General features: G+C 65.1%; 17 protein-coding genes. 9 read left to right on the top strand and 8 right to left on the bottom strand.

Annotated features, from left to right (window positions below):
• Nucleotides 1-6: 6 nt before the first annotated feature.
• Both BI327_RS25865 and BI327_RS25860 read right to left on the bottom strand, forming a co-directional pair.
• Entirely contained in the window at nucleotides 7-213 is a 207-nt protein-coding gene (locus tag BI327_RS25865; protein WP_076864290.1) for a hypothetical protein, read from the bottom strand.
• Nucleotides 214-263: 50 nt separating this feature from the next.
• On the bottom strand, nucleotides 264-1,274 hold the full coding sequence (locus BI327_RS25860) for a 2-dehydropantoate 2-reductase (RefSeq protein ID WP_076864081.1): 1,011 nt from the start codon (nucleotides 1,272-1,274) through the stop codon (nucleotides 264-266).
• A gap of 174 nt (nucleotides 1,275-1,448) precedes the next feature.
• Here BI327_RS25860 and BI327_RS25855 point away from each other — a divergent pair, with 174 nt between their 5' ends.
• Complete coding sequence (locus tag BI327_RS25855; RefSeq protein ID WP_076864080.1) at nucleotides 1,449-2,048, top strand: YidB family protein; 600 nt, start codon at nucleotides 1,449-1,451, stop codon at nucleotides 2,046-2,048.
• A gap of 36 nt (nucleotides 2,049-2,084) precedes the next feature.
• Nucleotides 2,085-2,363: a GlsB/YeaQ/YmgE family stress response membrane protein gene (locus BI327_RS25850; RefSeq protein WP_076864079.1), complete on the top strand. Its 279-nt coding sequence runs from the start codon at nucleotides 2,085-2,087 to the stop codon at nucleotides 2,361-2,363.
• 84 nt (nucleotides 2,364-2,447) lie between these two features.
• Here BI327_RS25850 and BI327_RS25845 read toward each other — a convergent pair whose 3' ends face one another.
• The gene (locus BI327_RS25845; protein WP_076864289.1) at nucleotides 2,448-3,230 is read right to left on the bottom strand and encodes an SDR family NAD(P)-dependent oxidoreductase; all 783 of its coding nucleotides are present in this window, start codon (nucleotides 3,228-3,230) and stop codon (nucleotides 2,448-2,450) included.
• 90 nt (nucleotides 3,231-3,320) lie between these two features.
• The gene (locus BI327_RS25840) at nucleotides 3,321-4,082 is read right to left on the bottom strand and encodes an N-acyl homoserine lactonase family protein (protein ID WP_076864078.1); all 762 of its coding nucleotides are present in this window, start codon (nucleotides 4,080-4,082) and stop codon (nucleotides 3,321-3,323) included.
• A 197-nt stretch (nucleotides 4,083-4,279) separates the two neighbouring features.
• On the opposite strand from BI327_RS25840, the gene BI327_RS25835 reads away from it, so the two are divergent.
• The 7 genes from BI327_RS25835 to BI327_RS25805 all read left to right on the top strand — a co-directional run bounded on the left by BI327_RS25835 (nucleotide 4,280) and on the right by BI327_RS25805 (nucleotide 12,663).
• Nucleotides 4,280-5,908, top strand: coding sequence for an AMP-binding protein (locus BI327_RS25835; protein ID WP_076864077.1), 1,629 nt, complete (start codon nucleotides 4,280-4,282; stop codon nucleotides 5,906-5,908).
• 15 nt (nucleotides 5,909-5,923) lie between these two features.
• Nucleotides 5,924-7,138, top strand: a complete 1,215-nt coding sequence (locus BI327_RS25830; protein ID WP_076864076.1) for an ABC transporter substrate-binding protein — start codon at nucleotides 5,924-5,926, stop codon at nucleotides 7,136-7,138.
• A gap of 44 nt (nucleotides 7,139-7,182) precedes the next feature.
• Nucleotides 7,183-8,316 carry an NADH:flavin oxidoreductase/NADH oxidase gene (locus BI327_RS25825; protein WP_076864075.1) on the top strand — a complete coding sequence of 378 codons (1,134 nt, stop codon included), beginning with the start codon at nucleotides 7,183-7,185 and terminating at the stop codon, nucleotides 8,314-8,316.
• 2 nt (nucleotides 8,317-8,318) lie between these two features.
• Nucleotides 8,319-9,170, top strand: a complete 852-nt coding sequence (locus BI327_RS25820) for an IclR family transcriptional regulator (RefSeq protein ID WP_076864074.1) — start codon at nucleotides 8,319-8,321, stop codon at nucleotides 9,168-9,170.
• Between the two features lie 231 nt (nucleotides 9,171-9,401).
• Entirely contained in the window at nucleotides 9,402-10,469 is a 1,068-nt protein-coding gene (locus BI327_RS25815) for an acyl-CoA dehydrogenase family protein (protein WP_076864073.1), read from the top strand.
• Nucleotides 10,470-10,499: 30 nt separating this feature from the next.
• Complete coding sequence (locus BI327_RS25810) at nucleotides 10,500-11,660, top strand: acyl-CoA dehydrogenase family protein (RefSeq protein ID WP_018269158.1); 1,161 nt, start codon at nucleotides 10,500-10,502, stop codon at nucleotides 11,658-11,660.
• A 202-nt stretch (nucleotides 11,661-11,862) separates the two neighbouring features.
• Nucleotides 11,863-12,663 (top strand): enoyl-CoA hydratase/isomerase family protein, encoded by an 801-nt coding sequence (locus BI327_RS25805; protein WP_074126635.1) that lies wholly within the window; start codon nucleotides 11,863-11,865, stop codon nucleotides 12,661-12,663.
• A gap of 158 nt (nucleotides 12,664-12,821) precedes the next feature.
• Here BI327_RS25805 and BI327_RS25800 read toward each other — a convergent pair whose 3' ends face one another.
• The 4 genes from BI327_RS25800 to BI327_RS25785 all read right to left on the bottom strand — a co-directional run bounded on the left by BI327_RS25800 (nucleotide 12,822) and on the right by BI327_RS25785 (nucleotide 18,051).
• Complete coding sequence (locus BI327_RS25800; protein WP_076864072.1) at nucleotides 12,822-14,933, bottom strand: acetate--CoA ligase family protein; 2,112 nt, start codon at nucleotides 14,931-14,933, stop codon at nucleotides 12,822-12,824.
• 204 nt (nucleotides 14,934-15,137) lie between these two features.
• Entirely contained in the window at nucleotides 15,138-15,893 is a 756-nt protein-coding gene (locus tag BI327_RS25795; protein WP_076864071.1) for a hypothetical protein, read from the bottom strand.
• A gap of 15 nt (nucleotides 15,894-15,908) precedes the next feature.
• Nucleotides 15,909-16,703 (bottom strand): enoyl-CoA hydratase, encoded by a 795-nt coding sequence (locus BI327_RS25790; RefSeq protein ID WP_076864070.1) that lies wholly within the window; start codon nucleotides 16,701-16,703, stop codon nucleotides 15,909-15,911.
• 142 nt (nucleotides 16,704-16,845) lie between these two features.
• Nucleotides 16,846-18,051 (bottom strand): ABC transporter substrate-binding protein, encoded by a 1,206-nt coding sequence (locus tag BI327_RS25785; RefSeq protein WP_076864069.1) that lies wholly within the window; start codon nucleotides 18,049-18,051, stop codon nucleotides 16,846-16,848.
• Between the last annotated feature and the right edge of the window lie 156 nt (nucleotides 18,052-18,207).

Below are 18,207 nucleotides of genomic sequence, written 5' to 3'. Positions count from 1 at the left end.
CATCGATCAGCGCATGTCGCCGCGCCTGTGGTGTCGGTGCCTGACCGGCCTGTGCGCAGGCATGGCCGATCGGCTCGCGGCCGCGGCCGCCGCGCGCTGCTCCTGCAAGCGCGCATCATAGCCCGGCGACGGCACCACGGTCGGCGGCGCGGCGCGAACGGGGCCGGCCGCGAACGCAACAAGCGTGAGCAGCATGATGCAAGACCGTTTCATGATGTCACCTCCTCGGTTGCCCGATTGATCGGCCGGACGATCGCCGGTGCTCATGGCATCGCCGCACGAATCTGCTCCGGTGTCAGCCCCGGCGATCCCTTGCCGTCAGCCTCCGCCTTCCGGATCAGCGCGATGACGCGGCGCGACAGCGGCACCTCAAGGCCGCGGCGATCGGCGATCGCGGTGATCACGCCCTGCAGATAATCGATCTCGGTGCGGCGGCCGCGCTGCAGATCCTCCCACATCGAGGAACGCGCTTCGGGATCGATCTTCATGGTGCGGCCGAGCAGCAGGTCGAACAGCGCATCCGGCAGCCGCAACAAGGGCGGCATCCAGCTCGAGGGCAGCGGCGTCGGCGACGCCGGCGCGATGCCCTCGGCGCGCACCGCGGCGAGGCCCTCGGCCATCTGGTCGGCAAACAATTGTCGCCAGCCGCGCTGTGCGAGTTGCTGCCGCAGCGGAATGTTGGACAGCGCGTTGAGCGCATTGTTGAGATTGACGACGAGCTTGCCCCACTGCACGCCGTCGATATTGGAGGTCGGCTTGACCGCAAGGCCCGGCACCGAGAGCCGCGCCGCGGTGCCGGCATCATCCTGCGCGATCACGATGTCGCCCGAGGTCGAGCGATGGAAGCGGCCGTCGCCGAGCGCCACCACATTGAACGGCACCATGCCGCCGAGCACCTTGCGGCCCGGCAAGCGGTCGCGCAGCAAGGGCACATTGCCGACGCCATTCTGCAGGCTGATCACCGCGGCATCAGCGGGTGCGTGGCGTGCGACGACGTCGGCCATCTCGCCGGTATCGGCGCTCTTCACCGTCACCAGCACCGTCTGCACGTCGCGCAGGATCGACGGATCGTCGGACAGAATGAGCCGGTCGGCCGACACCGTTCGTGCCGAGCCGTCGAAACTGCTGACCCGCAATCCGCCTGCGGTGATCTCCCCGATCAGCCGCGGCCGCGCCAGCAGAACGACGCGGCGGCCCGAGGCAGCCAGCATGCCGCCGACGAAGCAGCCGATGCTTCCGGCGCCCGCAATTCCGATCGGCCGATCCTCGTTCATCTGGCTAAACGTCCGTTCATCAAAACTCGATAGCAGCCTCGATAGCAGACCTCGATAGCAGACCTGGGGTTGCCTGCCTATTTCGACGCACCGGCCGCGGGCGGCCCGCCTTGTAACCGTCATGGGCCGAAGCTATGTTTCGCGCACGGGGCACGGTTGCGGCAGGAGACGATCATGGGTCTACTCGACGTACTCAACGGCATGCAGAACGGCCCCCGCGGTCCGAGCGCGCCCAGCACATCATCCGACAGTTCGAGCGGCGGCGGCATGTCGCCGATGACGATGGCTATCCTGGCGCTGCTCGCCTGGAAGGCAGTCAAGCATTTCTCCGGCGGCCAGCCGGGCGCGACCGCCTCTGAGCCTGAGCCGAAGCCGGCGCAGGCGCCGCAACTCCCCGGCAACGTCACGGCGAGCCTGCCGGGTGGTGGCGGTCTCGGTGATCTCCTCAAGGGCGGCCTCGGCGGCCTTCTCGCCGGCGGCGCTGCCGGCACTGTGCTCAGCGGCGGCCTCGGCGATCTGCTCAACCAGTTGCAGCAGAAGGGCCATGGCGACGCGGCCAATTCCTGGGTCAGCAACGGTCCCAACAAGCAGATCGCGCCCGGCGATCTCGCCAACGCGCTCGGCGCCGATCAGATCGATTCGCTGGCGTCGCAGAGCGGCATGTCGCGCGACCAATTGCTGCAGGGCCTCAGCCAATATCTGCCCGACGCGATCAATCATTTGACGCCGGACGGCCGGCTGCCGAGCGGCGACGAGCTGCACCGCAGGCTTTAGCGGCAGCGTTGATTCCATCTGAGGAGGACGACAGTCATGGGCGGCATCATCTGGATCATCATCGTCGGCTTTGTCGCGGGGATCATCGCGCGGTTCCTGTCACCGGGCCCGAACAATCCAAGCGGCTTCATTCTCACCACCGTGCTCGGCATCGCCGGCGCGTTTCTCGCGACCTTCATCGGTCAGGCGATCGGCCATTACGGTCCTGAACAGGGTGCTGGCTTCATCACCGCCACGATCGGCGCGCTGGTGGTTCTGTTCATCTGGAACCGGCTGGTGGCGGCGCGCGTGATTCCGGATATCGGCAACAAATAAAGCAAGCCGCGACACTGCTGCAAAATCAAAATGCCCGGGCCTTGGCCCGGGCATTGTCGTTTCTGCAACCACGCGAAAGCCGCGTCACTGAATGAGATGCATGCCGGCGTCCATGCGGACGAACTCGCCGGTCATGTTGCTCGACGCCGGGCTCGCCAGGAAGCAGACCAGGTTGGCGATGTCTTCCGCCGTCGATGCGACCTTCAGCGGCACGCGCGCGATCACGGTATCGCGCACCTGCTTCGCCTGCTCCTCGCCGCGGCCCTTGGTGAACCAGGGCGTATCGATATAGCCCGGGCACACGGTGTTGACGCGGATCAAGGGCGCCAGCGCGCGCGCCAGCGACTGCGTCATGGTGTTCAGCGCGCCCTTGCTCGCGGCATAGGCGACCGACGAACCGCCGCCGGAAATGCCGGCGACCGAGGAGACGTTGACCACTGCCGAGGGACGGCCCGAGGCCTTCGCGCCGGCTTCGAGCAGAGCGCGCGCTGCACGGACCATCTGGAACGGGCCGATGGTGTTGACGGCATAGATGCGCTGGAAATCCTCTGCGGTCAGGCCGTCGAGATCGTGATGCGGCACATGCTTGGTTGTGCCGGCATTGTTGACCAGCACGTCGATCCGCCCCCAGCTCTGCGCGGCGGCCGCGATCTTCTTGCAGTCCTCGTCGCGCGAGACGTCGCCCTGCACCACCAGCACCTCGGCGCCCTGCTTGCGGCAGGCTTCCGCGGTCGCTTCGGCTTCCGCCTTGCTGTTGGAATAGTTGATGATGAGGCGCGCGCCCTGCGTGGCGAGGATTTGCGCGGTGGCGGCGCCGAGTCCCGATGCCGACCCCGTCACGATCGCGCACAAACCATCCTTGGACATCTGCATTTTCCTTGTTGTTGTGAGCCAGATGAACTCCGGCGGTGGCGTACCATATCGCGCGGAAATAAATCTGCAAACCGCGCCAGTCCATCACAAATAGGCGTTTGGACCCTTCTGCAGACCGGCCCACTGCGCTTCGTCATGGCCGCAAATGATCTTGACGCCTGACGCCTCGAGCTTCGCGATCTCGTCGAGCGAGTTCAGGAACTGCTCGACATCGAGGCTGTTCCTCGGTGAGGTCCGCTGATCGAGATTGGCGCGCACGCTGAGCGCGTCGGACGCGAGCAGGTATTCTCCGCTCTGGTCGAGCTTGACCAGCGCGCCGGTCGTTCCCTTCGAATGTCCCGGCAGCGGGACCAGCGTCAGTCTGCCGTCGCCGAACACATCCATCTGCTTATCGAAGATTTCCATCTTCAGCGGATGATCCCAATCCGCCTTGATGTATCCGCGATCGAACGCGTTGTCGGCATTCGCAGCCTCGAGCTCGAGCGCGTGCACGAAGATCGTCGCCTTCTTGAAGAAGGCGTTGCAGCCGCAATGATCGGTGTGCAGGTGAGAGCAGATCACCACGTCGATATCATCAGGCCCAAGGCCGACCGCCTTCAGGCTCGTCAGCACATGGTCGCCCGCCGGCATGAGCGGGCGCATGTATTTTGCCAGCGTGCCGAGCCGTCCTTCGGGATCGGTCGCGACATCGGGATGGCATCCGGTGTCGAACAGCACGTTGCCCTGCGCGTGCCGCAACAGCACGCAGGACACCGGAAGATCGATCGTTTCGCCGCGCGGCGCATCGGGCAGATAGGTCCGCTTCGACATCTGGAGACGTCCGCCCGACAGCATATGCATCTTCATCTCGTTACCTCCCATTTCGACTTCAAACTACATATGAGTTTTATGGAAACTCATAATGGATTTGACAGCATATTATTCGTCCTTATAGCTTCCGCAACGTCGCGATCGCATGACGATGCGCTCAACGAAGCACCCGGCTCTTTCGGAACCGCATCGTTGACATCGATCAGCGGCAGTCAAAGGGAAGTCTCGCCACGATGTACACCGTGTTCAGCGCGTTCGCTGCGACATCAGATGCGGCAGCGTTCAAACCTTTCCTCTGCATTCCCGCACGCCCCGACCGCGCCTATTTTCCCAATGGCGTCGAACTGTCCTATGGCGACATTGCGCGGCAGGTCTGCGCATTGCGCGATCAGTACCGCGCGGCCGGCTTCGGCCATGGACATCGCACCTGCCTGCTGCTGGAGAACCGGCCCGATTTCATCGTGCATTGGCTGGCGCTCAACGGTCTCGGCGTCTCGATCGTTCCGATCAACCCGGCCTACCGCGCGGCTGAGATCGCGTACCTGATCGCGCATGCCGAACCCGATTTGATCGTCACGCTGCACGACCAGAAGGAATTGCAGAAGGCGCTCAGCGGCGATGTCCCGCTGCTCACCGTCTCCGGTGACGACCTCGGCGCGGGCGTCGCGCAAATCCCACGTGCCCTGCGCGCACCGCCACGCACCGGCGAGCCGGGCAGCGAGACCGAGGCTGCGCTGCTCTACACGTCAGGCACGACGGCGCGTCCGAAGGGATGCATCCTGACCAATGAATACGTGGTCTCGACCGGCCGTTGGTACATCAGCCACGGCGGCGAGGCGACGTATCATATCGGAACGGAGCGCCTGTACAGCCCACTGCCGCTGTTCCACATGGCCGGCCTGACGCTGACCCCGATCGCGATGATGCTGACCGGCGGCTGCCTGATCCTGCCGGAACGCTTCAATGCGAAGTTTGCCTGGCGCGACGTCGTCTCCTGCCGCGCAACCGTGCTGCATTATCTCGGCGTGATCGTCGCGGCCCTGCTCGCACAGCCGGAAACGCCGGATGAGAAAGCCCACGCGCTGCGCTTCTCGATGGGCGTCGGCGCCAATCCCGAGCAGCGCGCGCGGGCCCGCGAACGCTTCGGCATCCCCTTTGTCGAGGGCTGGGGCATGACCGAGACCGGTCGCAGCCCGTTCAACACGGTCGAGCCGCGCCATCTCGAGACCAACACGATCGGCCGCAGCGTTCCCGGGCTAGAGATGATCATCCTCGATGCCGACGACAATGCGCTGCCACCGGGCTCGGTCGGCGAACTCTGTGTGCGCCATTCGGAGGCAACGCCGCGGCGCGGCTTCTTCTCGGGTTACCTAAGGGATCCCGAAGCCACCGAGCAGGCCTGGCGCGGTGGCTGGTTTCATACCGGCGACAGCGCCTGGCAGCACGAGGACGGCGCCTTCGTGTTCGTCGACCGGCTGAAGCATCTGGTCCGGCGCGCCGGCGAGAACATTTCGGCGGCGGAGGTCGAGGCCGTTCTGACGACATCGGACCTGGTCAAGCAGGCGGCCGTGGTTGCCGCGCGCGATCCGATCCGCGACGAGGAGGTTGCGGCCTTCATCGTCATCAACGACGGCGCCGACCCCTCACGTCAACTCGCGCAGGACATCTTCCAGTTCTGCCGTGAGCGCCTGGCACCGTTCAAGCTGCCGGCGTGGATCGCCTTCGTCGCCGAGCTGCCGCTGACCTCGACCAACAAGATCCAGAAGCACACGCTGCTCGGCACCGACAGGGACCCGCAGGCGCATCCCGGCATGATCGACCTGCGGCAAGACAAGACCAACGCCATAAGGCAAGCGAACTAGAGGAAACCAGGGACAATGACATCGAGATACGGGTGGATCGCCGCGAGCGCTGCAATCCTGTCGGCCGCTTTCGCAGCGCCATCTCACGCGCAGGTCTCCGACGACATGGTGAAGATCGGCGTGCTGACCGATCAGGCCGGCCTCTATGCCGACGCTGCCGGCCCCGGCGCGGTCGAAGCGGTCCGGATGGCGATCGCGGATTTCGGCGGCAAGGTCTTGGGCAAGCCGATCGCGATGGTCGATGCCGACCATCAGAACAAGGCCGACATCGGCGCCGGCATCGCGCGGCGTTGGTACGAGCAGGAGAATGTCGACGTCATCGTCGACTTCGCCAATTCCGCTGTCGCATTCGCGGTGCTGGAACTCACCAAGCAGAAGAACAAGGCGATGCTGGTGTCGTCGGCCGGCTCGTCCGACCTGACCGGAAAGGGCTGCTCGCCGAATTCGGTGCAGTGGACCTACAACACCTATGCGCTCGCCAACAGCACGGTTCGGGCGCTGGCTAAATCAGGCGCCAAGAGCTGGTACTTCGTCACGGTCGACTACGCCTTCGGCCACGCGTTGCGCAACGACGCCGCCAAGACCGTGGAGAAAGTCGGCGGCAGCATCGCCGGCGAGGTCCGGCATCCGCTCAACAGCATGGATTTCTCGTCCTATCTGCTGCAGGCCCAGAGCTCGAAGGCGGATGTGATCGCCTTTGCCAACACCGGCGGCGACCTCGCCAACTCGATCCGGCAGGCGCAGGAATTCGGCATGGCGCAGAAGCAAAAGCTCGCCGCCTTCCTGATGCAGACCAGCGACATCCACGCGATCGGGTTGCAGGCCGCCCAGGGGCTGCAGCTCGCCACCGCCTTCTATTGGGACCTCGACGACAAGACCCGCGACTTTGCCGCGCGCTTCATGGCCAGGACCAAGAAGCGGCCGACCATGGTGCAGGCCGGCCTCTACTCCGCGGTCATGAACTATCTCAAGGCGGTCGAGAAATCAGGCACCGATGACGGCCCCAAGGTGATCGCGCAGATGAAGGACATGCCGATCGACGACTTCTTTGCCCGCAACGCCTTCCTGCGCGAGGACGGCCAGTTGATCCACGACATGTATCTCGTGCAGGTGAAATCGCCGGCGGAATCCAAGGGCGCCTGGGACTACGAGAAGCTGGTTCAGGTGATCCCGGGCAAGGAAGCGTTCGCGACACCCGAAGAAAGCGCCTGCCCGCTGCTGAAGAAATGACCGCCATCACGAACCCACACACCACAAGCAAGGCTGGACATCGCATGACCGAACTGCCGCTGCTGTTTACCCCGCTGCAACTTCGCGACCTCGAGCTGAAGAACCGGATCATGGTCTCGCCGATGGCGACCTATTCGGCGCAGGACGGCCGCGCCACCGACTGGCATACCGCGCATATCGGCAAGCTCGCCGCCGGCGGCGCCGCTCTCGTATTCGTCGAGCAGAGCTCGGTGAACACCCAGGGACGCATCACCCACGGATGCCTCGGCATCTGGGATGATGCGCACATCGCAGACCACGCCGCCCTCGCCGCGCTGATCCACAGCTTCAACGCCAAGGCCGCGATCCAGATCGCACATGGCGGCCGCAAGGGCTCGTCGCAGCGGCCGTGGGAAGGCGGCAATCCGCTCGGCGAGGCCGATATCAAGGCGCGCGGCGAAGGCCCATGGCAGATCGCGGCCTCGAGCGGCATTCCGTTCGACGACGGCTGGCCGGCACCGCAGATGATGACTTCAGAGCAGATCGACGCCCTGGTTGACGACTACCGCCAGGCGTTTCGCCGCGCCAGGACGGCCGGCTACGACGTCATCGAACTGCACTGCGCGCACGGCTATCTGATGCACTCGTTCCTGTCGCCGCTGGCCAACAACCGCAACGACGAGTATGGCGGGTCGCGCGAGAATCGCATGCGGCTGCCGCTGCGGATCGCTGCAATCATGCGCGAGGAATGGCCCGATCACCTGCCGGCCTTCGTCCGGATCTCGTCGGTCGACGGCGTCGATATCGGCTGGTCGATCGAGGACTCCGTTGCGTTTGCTGCGGAGCTGAAGGCGATCGGGATCGACATGGTGGACTGCTCGTCGGGCGGCATGAAATTGCCGCGCGGCAATTCGCTGGTGTCGCGTACCCCGGGCTTCCAGGTGCCCTTCGCCGAGCGCATCCAGAAGGAAGCCGGCGTTCCGACGGTGGCGGTCGGGCTGATCCGCGAACCCGACTACGCCGAAGCCATTTTGCGCGACGGCAAGGCGACGCTTATTGCGCTCGGCCGCGAACTGCTGTGGAATCCGAACTGGCCCGCGCAAACGGCACTTGCGCTCGGATGCGATCCGGAGTGGACAAGCTGGCCCGAGCAGTATGGCTGGTGGCTGAAGCGGCGGGTGGCGCAGCAGGGACGATAGCGATGCCGGTGGCGAAGAAGGATGTGGCGAAGGCCGGCACGGCTGCCGGCCCGCGGTCTTTCGACGGCCCCGACTTCCCCGGCGATACCTCGCGCGATCTGCCGAAGATGGACAATGCGGTCAAGTCGGCGCGGCGCGTGTTCGATGTGCTCGAATTCTTCGAGGAGCACCAGCGCGCCGCCTCCGCCATCGAGGTCGCAGCCGCGCTGAAGTTTCCGCAGTCCAGCACCTCGGCGCTGATGCGAACGATGACGGCGTTCGGCTACCTGCACTACGACACCAGCCGCCGCACCTATATCCCGACGCCGCGGATCTCGATGCTGGGGCACTGGCTGAGCCCGGCGCTGTTCACCAAGGGGCGCCTGATCAATTTGATGAACGAGCTCTCCGAGAGAACCGGAGAGACCATCATGCTGGCGGTGCGCAACGGGCTCAGCGCGCAATATGTCCATATCATCCAGGCCAAGCTGCCGATGCGGCTCTATGTCAAAGCCGGAACGCTGCGGCCGCTGGCGCGATCCGCATCGGGTTACGCGCTGCTGTCGGCCTATCCGGACAAGGAGGTCCGCCGTCTGGTGCGCCTGATCAATGCCAACGAGACGCGGCCCGACCGGCAGATCGACATCAAGGCGTTGCTGCTGGAGCTGAAGAAGGTCCGCACCAAGGGGCATGCCTTCTCGCTCGGCCTTGTCACGCCGGGGGCCGGCGCCGTTGCCATGAACCTGCCGCCGATTGCGGAATCGAACGAACCGCTGGTGCTGTGCGTGGCCGGATTGAACGACGCGCTGGTCACCCAGGAGACCGAATTCGCCGACCTGATGCGGAAGGCGATCGAGTTTCATCTGGCGGATTGAACTGATGTCACAGGCCGATTTGCCGCCGTGTGTGGGATACAAACCGGGGCGTCGCAAAGTTCACTCTGCGGAATTCATGCAGCCCGTCCGGCTTCATGCCATCTGCGCAAGTGGCCCTGCGGGCAGCGCTTGTCACGGCTATGGCTTTTCCGCATCATTGAGCGCAAGACAACATCGCAAGCAGGGCATGGCCGAACAGCTGGCCCCAAGCCAATCAACACGAGGAACGCTGTGGCGGAGAGTGAAAACATCGTCGCCGAGACCGCGGAAAAGATTTTCGCTGATCTCGCGGATGCCCAAACCATCAATCACGACAAGCAGGGCGCATGGAAGGCGCCGCTGTGGCAGGCGCTGACCGAAGCCGGCCTGCCGCTGTCCTGGGTACCCGACAATCTCGGCGGTTCCGGCGCCAGTCTCGCGGAAGGCTTTAGCGTGCTCAACGTCGCAGGCCGCCATGCGATCGCTGTTCCGCTGGCCGAAACAATGCTGGCCGGCTGGCTGCTGACGCAAGCCAAGATCGCCTCCCCCGAAGGCGAGATGACGGTTGTCCCTGCGAGCCCGAAGGACCGCGTCACGCTCAACGCCGACGGCTCGCTCTCCGGCCGCGCCCGCGGCGTGCCGTTTGCCAAGGACGCGAAGCATTTTGCCGTACTCGCGAGCGGCAAGGACGGCATCTCGATCGCGCTGGTCGATGCCGTGAAGTGCCGGATCGAATCCGGTATCGGACTTGGCGGCGATCACAACGACACCGTCACGCTCGACAAGGTGCAGCCGGTCATCACCAAGCCGGCGCCGAAGGGATTTGAGCAGACCACGCTGATGCTGATGGGCGGCGTGGCGCGCAGCCTGCAGATCGCGGGCGCGCTGGAAGCGATGCTCGACATCTCGGTGCGCTATTCCAACGAGCGCGTCGCCTTCGAGAAGAAGATCTCCAAATTCCAGGCGGTGCAGCACAACCTCGCCCGCCTCGCCGGCGAAAACGCCGCGGCACTGGCCGCCGCGACCTCCGCGGCCGACACGATCGTGAGCGCCAAGTCGCTGGACACGGACGCAGTGTTCCTCGAAGCGGCTTCGGCAAAAATCCGTTGCTCGGAAGCGGCCGAGAAGGGCAGCGGCATCGCGCATCAGGTGCACGGTGCGATCGGCTTCACTATCGAACACATCCTGCACCGCTATTCGCTGCGCGCGCTGGCGTGGCGCGACGATTTCGGCTCGGAGAGCTACTGGGCGGTCGAGCTCGGCAAGCTCGTTGCCAATCGTGGCGCCGATGAATTGTGGCCGCTGGTGGCTTCGCGCTGAGATCAGGCAGAAAGATCAGGACTGGACATCATGACTGCAGCCCTTCGTTTCGATCCGATCCGCCTGCCCGAGAAATGCGAGCAGCTCCGCAAGGAGGTGCGCGCCTTCCTCGCCGAGGAAATCGCCGCCGGCACCTTCGATCCCCACGCGCCGAACCGCGAGGACAATGACGCGCCGGAATTCTCCCGCCGCGTCGGCGCCAAGGGTTGGCTCGGCATGACCTGGCCGAAGAAGTATGGCGGCCAGGAACGCTCGTTCCTCGAACGCTATGTGGTGACAGAGGAGATGCGGGTGGCGAACGCGCCGACCCGGCGCTTCTTCGTCGCCGACCGCCAGAGCGGGCCGGTGCTGCTGAAATACGCGCCCGAGCACATCAAGATGGACATCCTGCCGCGGATCTGCCGCGGCGAGGTCTGCTTCGCGATCGGCATGAGCGAGCCGAACTCCGGCTCCGACCTGTTCGCGGCGAAGACCCGCGCCACCAAGACCGACGGCGGCTATCTGATCAACGGCACCAAGATCTGGACCTCGTCGGCGCACATCGCCGACTACATGATCGCGATTTTCCGCACCTCGCCGCCGACCAAGGAAAACCGCCGCCACGGCCTGACCCAGTTCCTGGTCAAGATGAAGCAGCCCGGCATCCAGGTGAACCCGATCGGCCAGATCACCGGCCAGTTCGAATTCAACGAGGTCGTGTTCACCGACTACTTCGTGCCCGACGACCACGTGCTGGGCGAAGTCGACGGCGCCTGGAAGCAGGCGACGTCCGAGCTCGCCTATGAGCGGTCCGGCCCCGAGCGTTTCCTCGAGACGTATTACGTGCTGACCGAGCTGGTGCGCGCGGTCGGCAAGAACCCGGACACCCGCAGCGCCGAGGGCATCGGCCGGCTGGTAGCGCAGGTCCACACCATGCGTCGCATGTCGGTGTCGGTCGCGGGCATGCTGCAGGCCGGCAAGGAGCCGGTGGTGGAGGCTTCCATCGTCAAGGACATCGGCACGGTGTGGGAGCAGCAGCTGCCGCACCGCGTGCGCGATCTCGCGGCCTTCGTCGAGGAGACCGCGACCAACCGCGAGACGCTGGAAAAGCAGCTCGATTTCGCCATCAAGACCGCACCCAAGCTGACGATCCAGGGCGGCACCACCGAGGTGCTGCGCGGCATCATCGCCCGCGGGCTCGGTCTGCGCTGATGACCAATGAGACCGACGCTCTCACCGCAAGCTCTTGCACCTCTCCCATCGGGAGAGGTCGGCGCGCAGCGCCGGGTGAGGGGTCACGGTCCCTCGAGAGAGCAGACCCCCTCACCCGATTTGCTGGCGCAAATCGACCTCTCCCCTTGGGAGAGGTGACACTGTTCGCGCCGCGAGATTGCAGCCTTACCGGAGACAAGAGATGACCAAGTACACTGATATCGGCGTCGAGACCCATGGCCATGTCGGCCTGATCGAAATCCGCAAGCCGCCGCTGAATTTCTTCGACGTCGCGCTGATCAACCAGATCGCCGACGCGCTGGAGGAATTCGACAACAATATCGAGATCCGCGCCTCGGTGCTTGCGGCGCAAGGCAAGGCGTTCTGCGCCGGCGCCAATTTCGGCGATCCCGCCCGCCAGGAGCAGGAAGAGCGAGCCAAGAGCGATCCGGCCTCGAACCTGCCGATCAACCATCTCTATGTTCAGGCGGTGCGCATCTTCCGCAACAAGAAGCCGATCGTCGCGGCGATCCATGGCGCCGCGATCGGCGGCGGTCTCGGGCTTGCCGTGTCAGCCGACTTCCGCGTCGCCTGCCCTGAAGCACGCTTCTCGGCGAATTTCACTAAACTCGGCTTCCATCCGGGCTTCGGCCTGACCACCACGCTGCCGGAGCTGATCGGCAAGAACAATGCCGAGCTGATGTTCTACACCAGCCGCCGCGTCACCGGCGAAGAGGCCTATCGCTGGGGCCTCGCCAACGTGCTGGTGCCGCAGGACCAGGTGCGGGCCGAGGCGATGAAGCTCGCGCAGGAGATCGCCGAATGCTCGCCGCTCGGCCTGGTCTCGACCCGCGCCACCATGCGCGCCGGCCTCGCCGACCGCGTGCTCGCCGCGACCAACCACGAGTTGGAGGAGCAGACCAAGCTGCGCGCGACCGAAGACTTCAAGGAAGGCGTCAAGGCCACCGCCGAACGTCGCGTCGCCAACTTCAAGGGACGGTGAGCGTAAGCGCATCTCCCTCAACATGGTCGTCCCTGCGAAAGCAGGGACCCATAACCACCGATGCGAGTGACGAGACAAGCCGTCTCCCCTTGTGCCCTTTCCGCCCGGCCGCGGCGTATGGGTCCCTGCGTTCGCAGGGACGATGGGGAGATAGCTCGCTACCCCCTCGGCACCACCAGCGCATCGACGATCGTCACGCCCTGGCCCTCCGGATGCACCAGCACCGGATTGACCTCGACCTCGGCGATCTCGCTCGCATGCTGCGCAGCCAGCACTGAAATCTGCGAGATCAGCCGCGCGAGTGCAGCCACATCCGCCTTCGGCGCGCCGCGGAAGCCGTGCAGCAGCGGCGCGGCCTTCAGCGTCTCCAGCATTGTGGCCGCCTCATCCGGGCTCACCGGCGCCGGGCGGTAGACTACGTCCTTGAACAGCTCGGTCGTGATGCCGCCGAGCCCCACCATCACCAGCGGCCCGAAGGTGGCGTCCGTCATGGTGCCGACGATGATCTCGACGCCCTTCCGGGCCATCAGCCCGACCAGCACGCCCTGGATCGCAGCGTCCGGCCGCGCCTTCTGCACCGTCTCCAGCATGTCGCGATAGGCGGTGAACGCGGCGCCCTTGGCGGCGATGTTGACTCGGACGCCGCCGACCTCGCTCTTGTGCGCGATTGCCGGCGACTGGATCTTCATGACCAGTGGAAATCCGGCGCGCTCGATCGCGGCGTCGAGCCCGTCGCGATCGGTCACCAGCACCTCGTCCGGCAACGCGATGCCGGCGGCGCGCAGCAGCGACTTGCTGTCATGTTCGGAGAGCGTCTTCCCCGTGAGATACGCGGAGAGATCCTGCGCCGGTGACGCCGCCACCATCTCCGGCGCGGGCCTGAAGCCGGCATAGTCGGCCAACCGTCGCATCGCGACGCCGACATGGGTCAATCCCGAGAGCACCACCACGCCCGACTTCGCCAGCTCCTGCCGCGCGAAGTGAGAGGGTAGCGTGTAGGAATAGAACACCACCGGCTTGCGCTGCGCCGCGATCACCGGCTTCAGCTCGGCCTCCTTGAACGGCATCCGTATCTCGCTCGACAGCGACAGCACGACCAGTGTCGCGTCCACTTCATCGGACGCGTCGAACATCTCGATGCTCTTCTGCAAGCCACCGGAGGAGACGCCCTGCGCGGTGACATCGACCGGATTGCCCGCCGCGCCGTAGGACGGCATCCATTGCTTGATCTGGCTCTGGATCCCGGCCGAAAGCTCCGGCACGCGCAGGCCCTGCATCGACACGGTGTCGGCGCCCCAGATGCCGGCGCCGCCGGACACCGTCAGCACCGCGACGCGATCACCCTTCGGCAACGGATTGGTGGTCAACACGGCAGCAATGGTCACGGCCTCGTCGAGATCGTTGGAAACGATGAAGCCGTATTTCGCGAACACCGCATCATAGGCCGCCGACCATCCCGCCATGCTCGCGGTGTGCGAGGCCGCCGCGCGTTCGCCGGCGCCGGAGCGGCCGACCTTGGTGACGATCACGGGCTTCCTCAGCTCCGCCGCGCGCTTCGCCGCCGCCAGGAACTTGTCGACGTCCCGGATGCCCTCGATGAACAGCAGGATCACGTCGGTCGAGGCATCCTGCACCATGTAGTCGAGGAACTCGCCGGCGCCGAGATCGCTCTCATTGCCGGCGCTGACGACATAGCTCAGCGCAACGCCAAGCGCCTTGGCGCGATGATAGATCGCAAAGCCGATGCCGCCGCTTTGCGCGACGATGCCGATCCGCCGTTGGCTCGCGACCAGATCGGGCACATCCGGCTTGACGTCGACGGTCGGGCTGAAGGTCGCCGCAACCTTCTGGACCTGGCTGTAAAATCCTTCGGCGTTGGGGCCACTGATCCGCATCCCTGTCCGCTTCGCCAGTGCCACGATCGCGTCCTGCATCGCTGCGCTGTCGCCGCCCTCCTCGGCAAAGCCCGAGGAGATGATGACCGCGTTCCTGACGCCGGCGGCCGCGCACTGCTCCAGCGCCGGCAGCACCGCACGCGCGGGAATGACGATGACGGCGAGATCGACCGGCGCGCCGATCTCGGCGATCGCCTTAAAGCACTTCAGGCCGTCGATCTCGTCATAGTTCGGATTGATCGGATAGAGCGCGCCCGGATAGCCGTTCTTGCGCAGCATCGCGAGCAGCCGCCCGGGAATCTTCTCGTGATCGCGCGAGGCGCCGATCAGCGCGATGCTTTTTGGAGCGAAGAAGGAATCGAGCGGATGCGGCATGGGGCGTTCCGTTTGTTGTTATTGTGGGCCACGATATTGAATCGCCGCCAAAGGCTCAACCACCTGTCCCGTCATCCTGAGGTGCGAGCCTCTTCGGCGAGCCTCGAAGGATGGACGGCCCGGCTGGTGGCCGTGCATCCATCGAGGCTCGCTCCGCTCGCACCTCAGGATGACGGATCTGGTAGCCTCCTCCGGGCTACGGAATTACGCCGTCAGCTTGAACGTCACGCCGCAAAGCAGGAACTCATCGCCTTCAACCGCACAGCCCCTGGCTTTCGCGGCAGCCAGCACCTTCGCCTTGTCGGCAACCTTGAACGTCAGACCGCTCATGATCTCGGTGTCGCCCTTGACGAAGCGGAAGCTGCTGTTCGGCAGCTTCACCACGGTGCCCTCGGCGGGGACGCCGATGATGCGGCCCCAATGCGCTGCCAACGCTTCGGGCTCGGGGCTCTGCATCTCGACCTCGGTCAGCGCCAAAGTCGTGTCCTTGCGGATCGACTTCTGCCAATCGGGGCCGGCCGGCGGATACGGCCCCAGCAAATTGTCGCTGCCATCGGTGTGGTTGAACTCGATGAACGCCGCGCGGCAGTCGCGCGGATGCAGCTGCACGCCATGATACGGCGCATGCGTGATCACGTTCGCGGTACGCACGCCCATTGCATTGGCCTTGGCGCCGCGCGCGTCGGGATCCTCGCAACAGAAGATCGCCATGTAGCCGCCGCGGCCACCGGTCTTCTCGATGAAGCGGCCGGCCGCGGTGCCCGGCCCCGGCTGGAAGGGCGCGACGACTTCAAGGAGAATCGTATCGACCGGCAGCAGCGCGTTCTCGAGGCCGTATTTGGCGACGTTGCCGTCGCGGTAGCAGACGTCGAGGCCCATGATCGCGGAGATATCCGCGATCACAGGCGCAAGCTGCGGCGCCACCAGGCAGATCTGCCGCAGCCGCATGTATTCGGCCATGTGATTGGTCACGGTCTACTGGCCCTGGAAGGTGGGCTTGCGCTTCTCGACGAAGGCTTTCGCCGCTTCCTTGTGGTCGGTGGTGTCGCCGGCGCGCGTGTGGTGGATCGCCTCGCCGTCGAAGCAGGCCTCGAGCGTCATAGTCTCGGCATTGTTGATGTTGCGCTTGATGTAGCCGAGCGCAACCGACGGTCCCTGCGCCAGCGAGCGCGCGAGTTCCAGCGTCTCGGCCTCGACATCGGCATCGGGCACCACCTTGGAGACCATGCCGAGGTTGTAGGCCTCCTGCGCCGACAGCACCGGCGACATCATGTAGAGCTCGCGCGCCTTGGCGCTGCCGAGCATCTTGGTGAGGAAGTAAGTGCCGCCGTAGTCGCCGGAGAAGCCGACCTTGGCGAAGGCGGTCGTGATCTTGCAGGAGGCGCTGGCGACGCGGAGATCGCAGGACAGCGCGATCGAGAGCCCGGCGCCGGCCGCCGCACCATCGAGCTGCGCCACCACCGGCTTCGGCATCGTGTGCAGGATGCGCGAGACCTCCATGCCGCGGCGCAGGTTCGCCATCTTGGCCTCGAACGGCAGCGGCGCACGGCCTTCCGCCATCGACTTGACGTCGCCGCCGACGCAGAAGGTGCCGCCGGCGCCCCTGATCAGCACCGCGCGCACCTCGGTGTCGTCCTGCGCCCGCCGCGCCGCCTCGACCAGGCCGCGGGTCATGTCGGGATTGAGCGCATTGCGCCGATCCGGGCGGTTCATGGTGATGGTGAGCAGGCCCTTGTCGAGGGATTGGAGAACCATCTGATTGTCGCTCATGGCGTTTTGCCTTTCGTTGTTGTTGGTTAGAAACTGTCTCTTTCGTCATTGCGAGGAGCGAAGCGACGAAGCAATCCATTCTCCCGTCATGCGGCCCGATGGATTGCTTCGCTCCGCTCGCAATGACGGCACTCCGACCGTCTTATTTCTTCACCAGCGGACAGCGCGACTCCGACAGCGGCTGGAACGCCTGATCGCCCGGGACGGTCGCGAGCAGCTTGTAATCGTCCCAACGGCCTTTCGATTCCGACGGCTTCTTGACCTCGAACAGATACATGTCGTGCACCATGCGGCCGTCCTCGCGAATCCGGCCGTTCTTGGCGAACATGTCGTTGATCGGGGTCTCCTTCATCACCTTCATGACGGCGGCCGCGTCCGTGGTGCCCGCGGCCTTCACCGCCTGCAAATAATGCATCACGGAGGAGTAGACGCCGGCCTGCGCCGAGGTCGGCACCCGCTTGGTGCGCTCCATGAAGCGCTTTGAGAACGCGCGGGTGTCGTCATTGAGGTCCCAATAAAACGCTTCCGCGAGCAGCAGGCCCTGCGCGGTCTCGAGCCCGACGCTGTCGATGTCGGTGACGAAAGCGAGCAGCGGCGAGATCTTCTGGCCGCCCTTGGTGATGCCGAACTCGGCGCCCTGCTTGATCGCGTTGATAGTGTCGCCGCCGGCATTGGCGAGCCCGATCACCTTGGCCTTGGAGGCTTGCGCCTGCAGCAGGAAGGACGAGAAGTCCGAGGTGTTGATCGGATGCCGCACGCTGCCCAGCACCTTGCCGCCCGACTTCACCACGACATTGCTGGTGTCCTTTTCGAGGTCCTGACCAAAGGCGTAGTCCGCGGTCAGGAAGAACCAGGTGTCGAGGCCGGATTTCACCGCGGCAAGGCCGGTCACATTGGCCTGCGCGAAGGTGTCGAACACGTAGTGCACGGTATAGGGGCCGCAGGCTTCATTGGAGAGGCGGATCGAACCCGGGCCGTTGAACATGATGATCTTGCCGCGCGCCTTGGCGATCTCGCCGGCGGCGAGCGCGGTCGCGGAGGCCGCGACGTCGAAGATCATCTCGACGCCCTGGTTATCGATCATGTCGCGGGCGATGTTGGCGGCAAGGTCGGCCTTGTTGAGATGATCGCCGACCACGATCTCGATCTTGCGGCCGAGCACCGTGCCGCCGAAATCCTCCGCCGCCATCTTGGCCGCGGTTTCGCTGCCCGTACCGGTGATATCGGCATAGAGGCTCGACATATCGAGGATGCCGCCGAGCTTCAGCGGAGGCTTGTCCTGCGCCAGCGACGCATTCGCCGAGATCGCAAACGCACAGGCCAACACGCCGGCCAAAACTCGTCTCATTCAGATCCTCCCATCAAGCGCGGACCTCATTCCGTCAGGTCCGTTTCGAGGGCCGGATCATGCCGCATGGTCCGCAGTGCAGCAAGCCGCAGCGGCAGCAATCTGTTTTCCGTTGAGCGGAATGACGCGCCGCACCGGCGATGCCGGCCGGCCGTC

The sequence above is a fragment of the Bradyrhizobium mercantei genome, from assembly GCF_001982635.1.
Lineage (GTDB): Bacteria > Pseudomonadota > Alphaproteobacteria > Rhizobiales > Xanthobacteraceae > Bradyrhizobium > Bradyrhizobium mercantei.
This window is presented reverse-complemented; position numbering and strand designations above follow the sequence as displayed.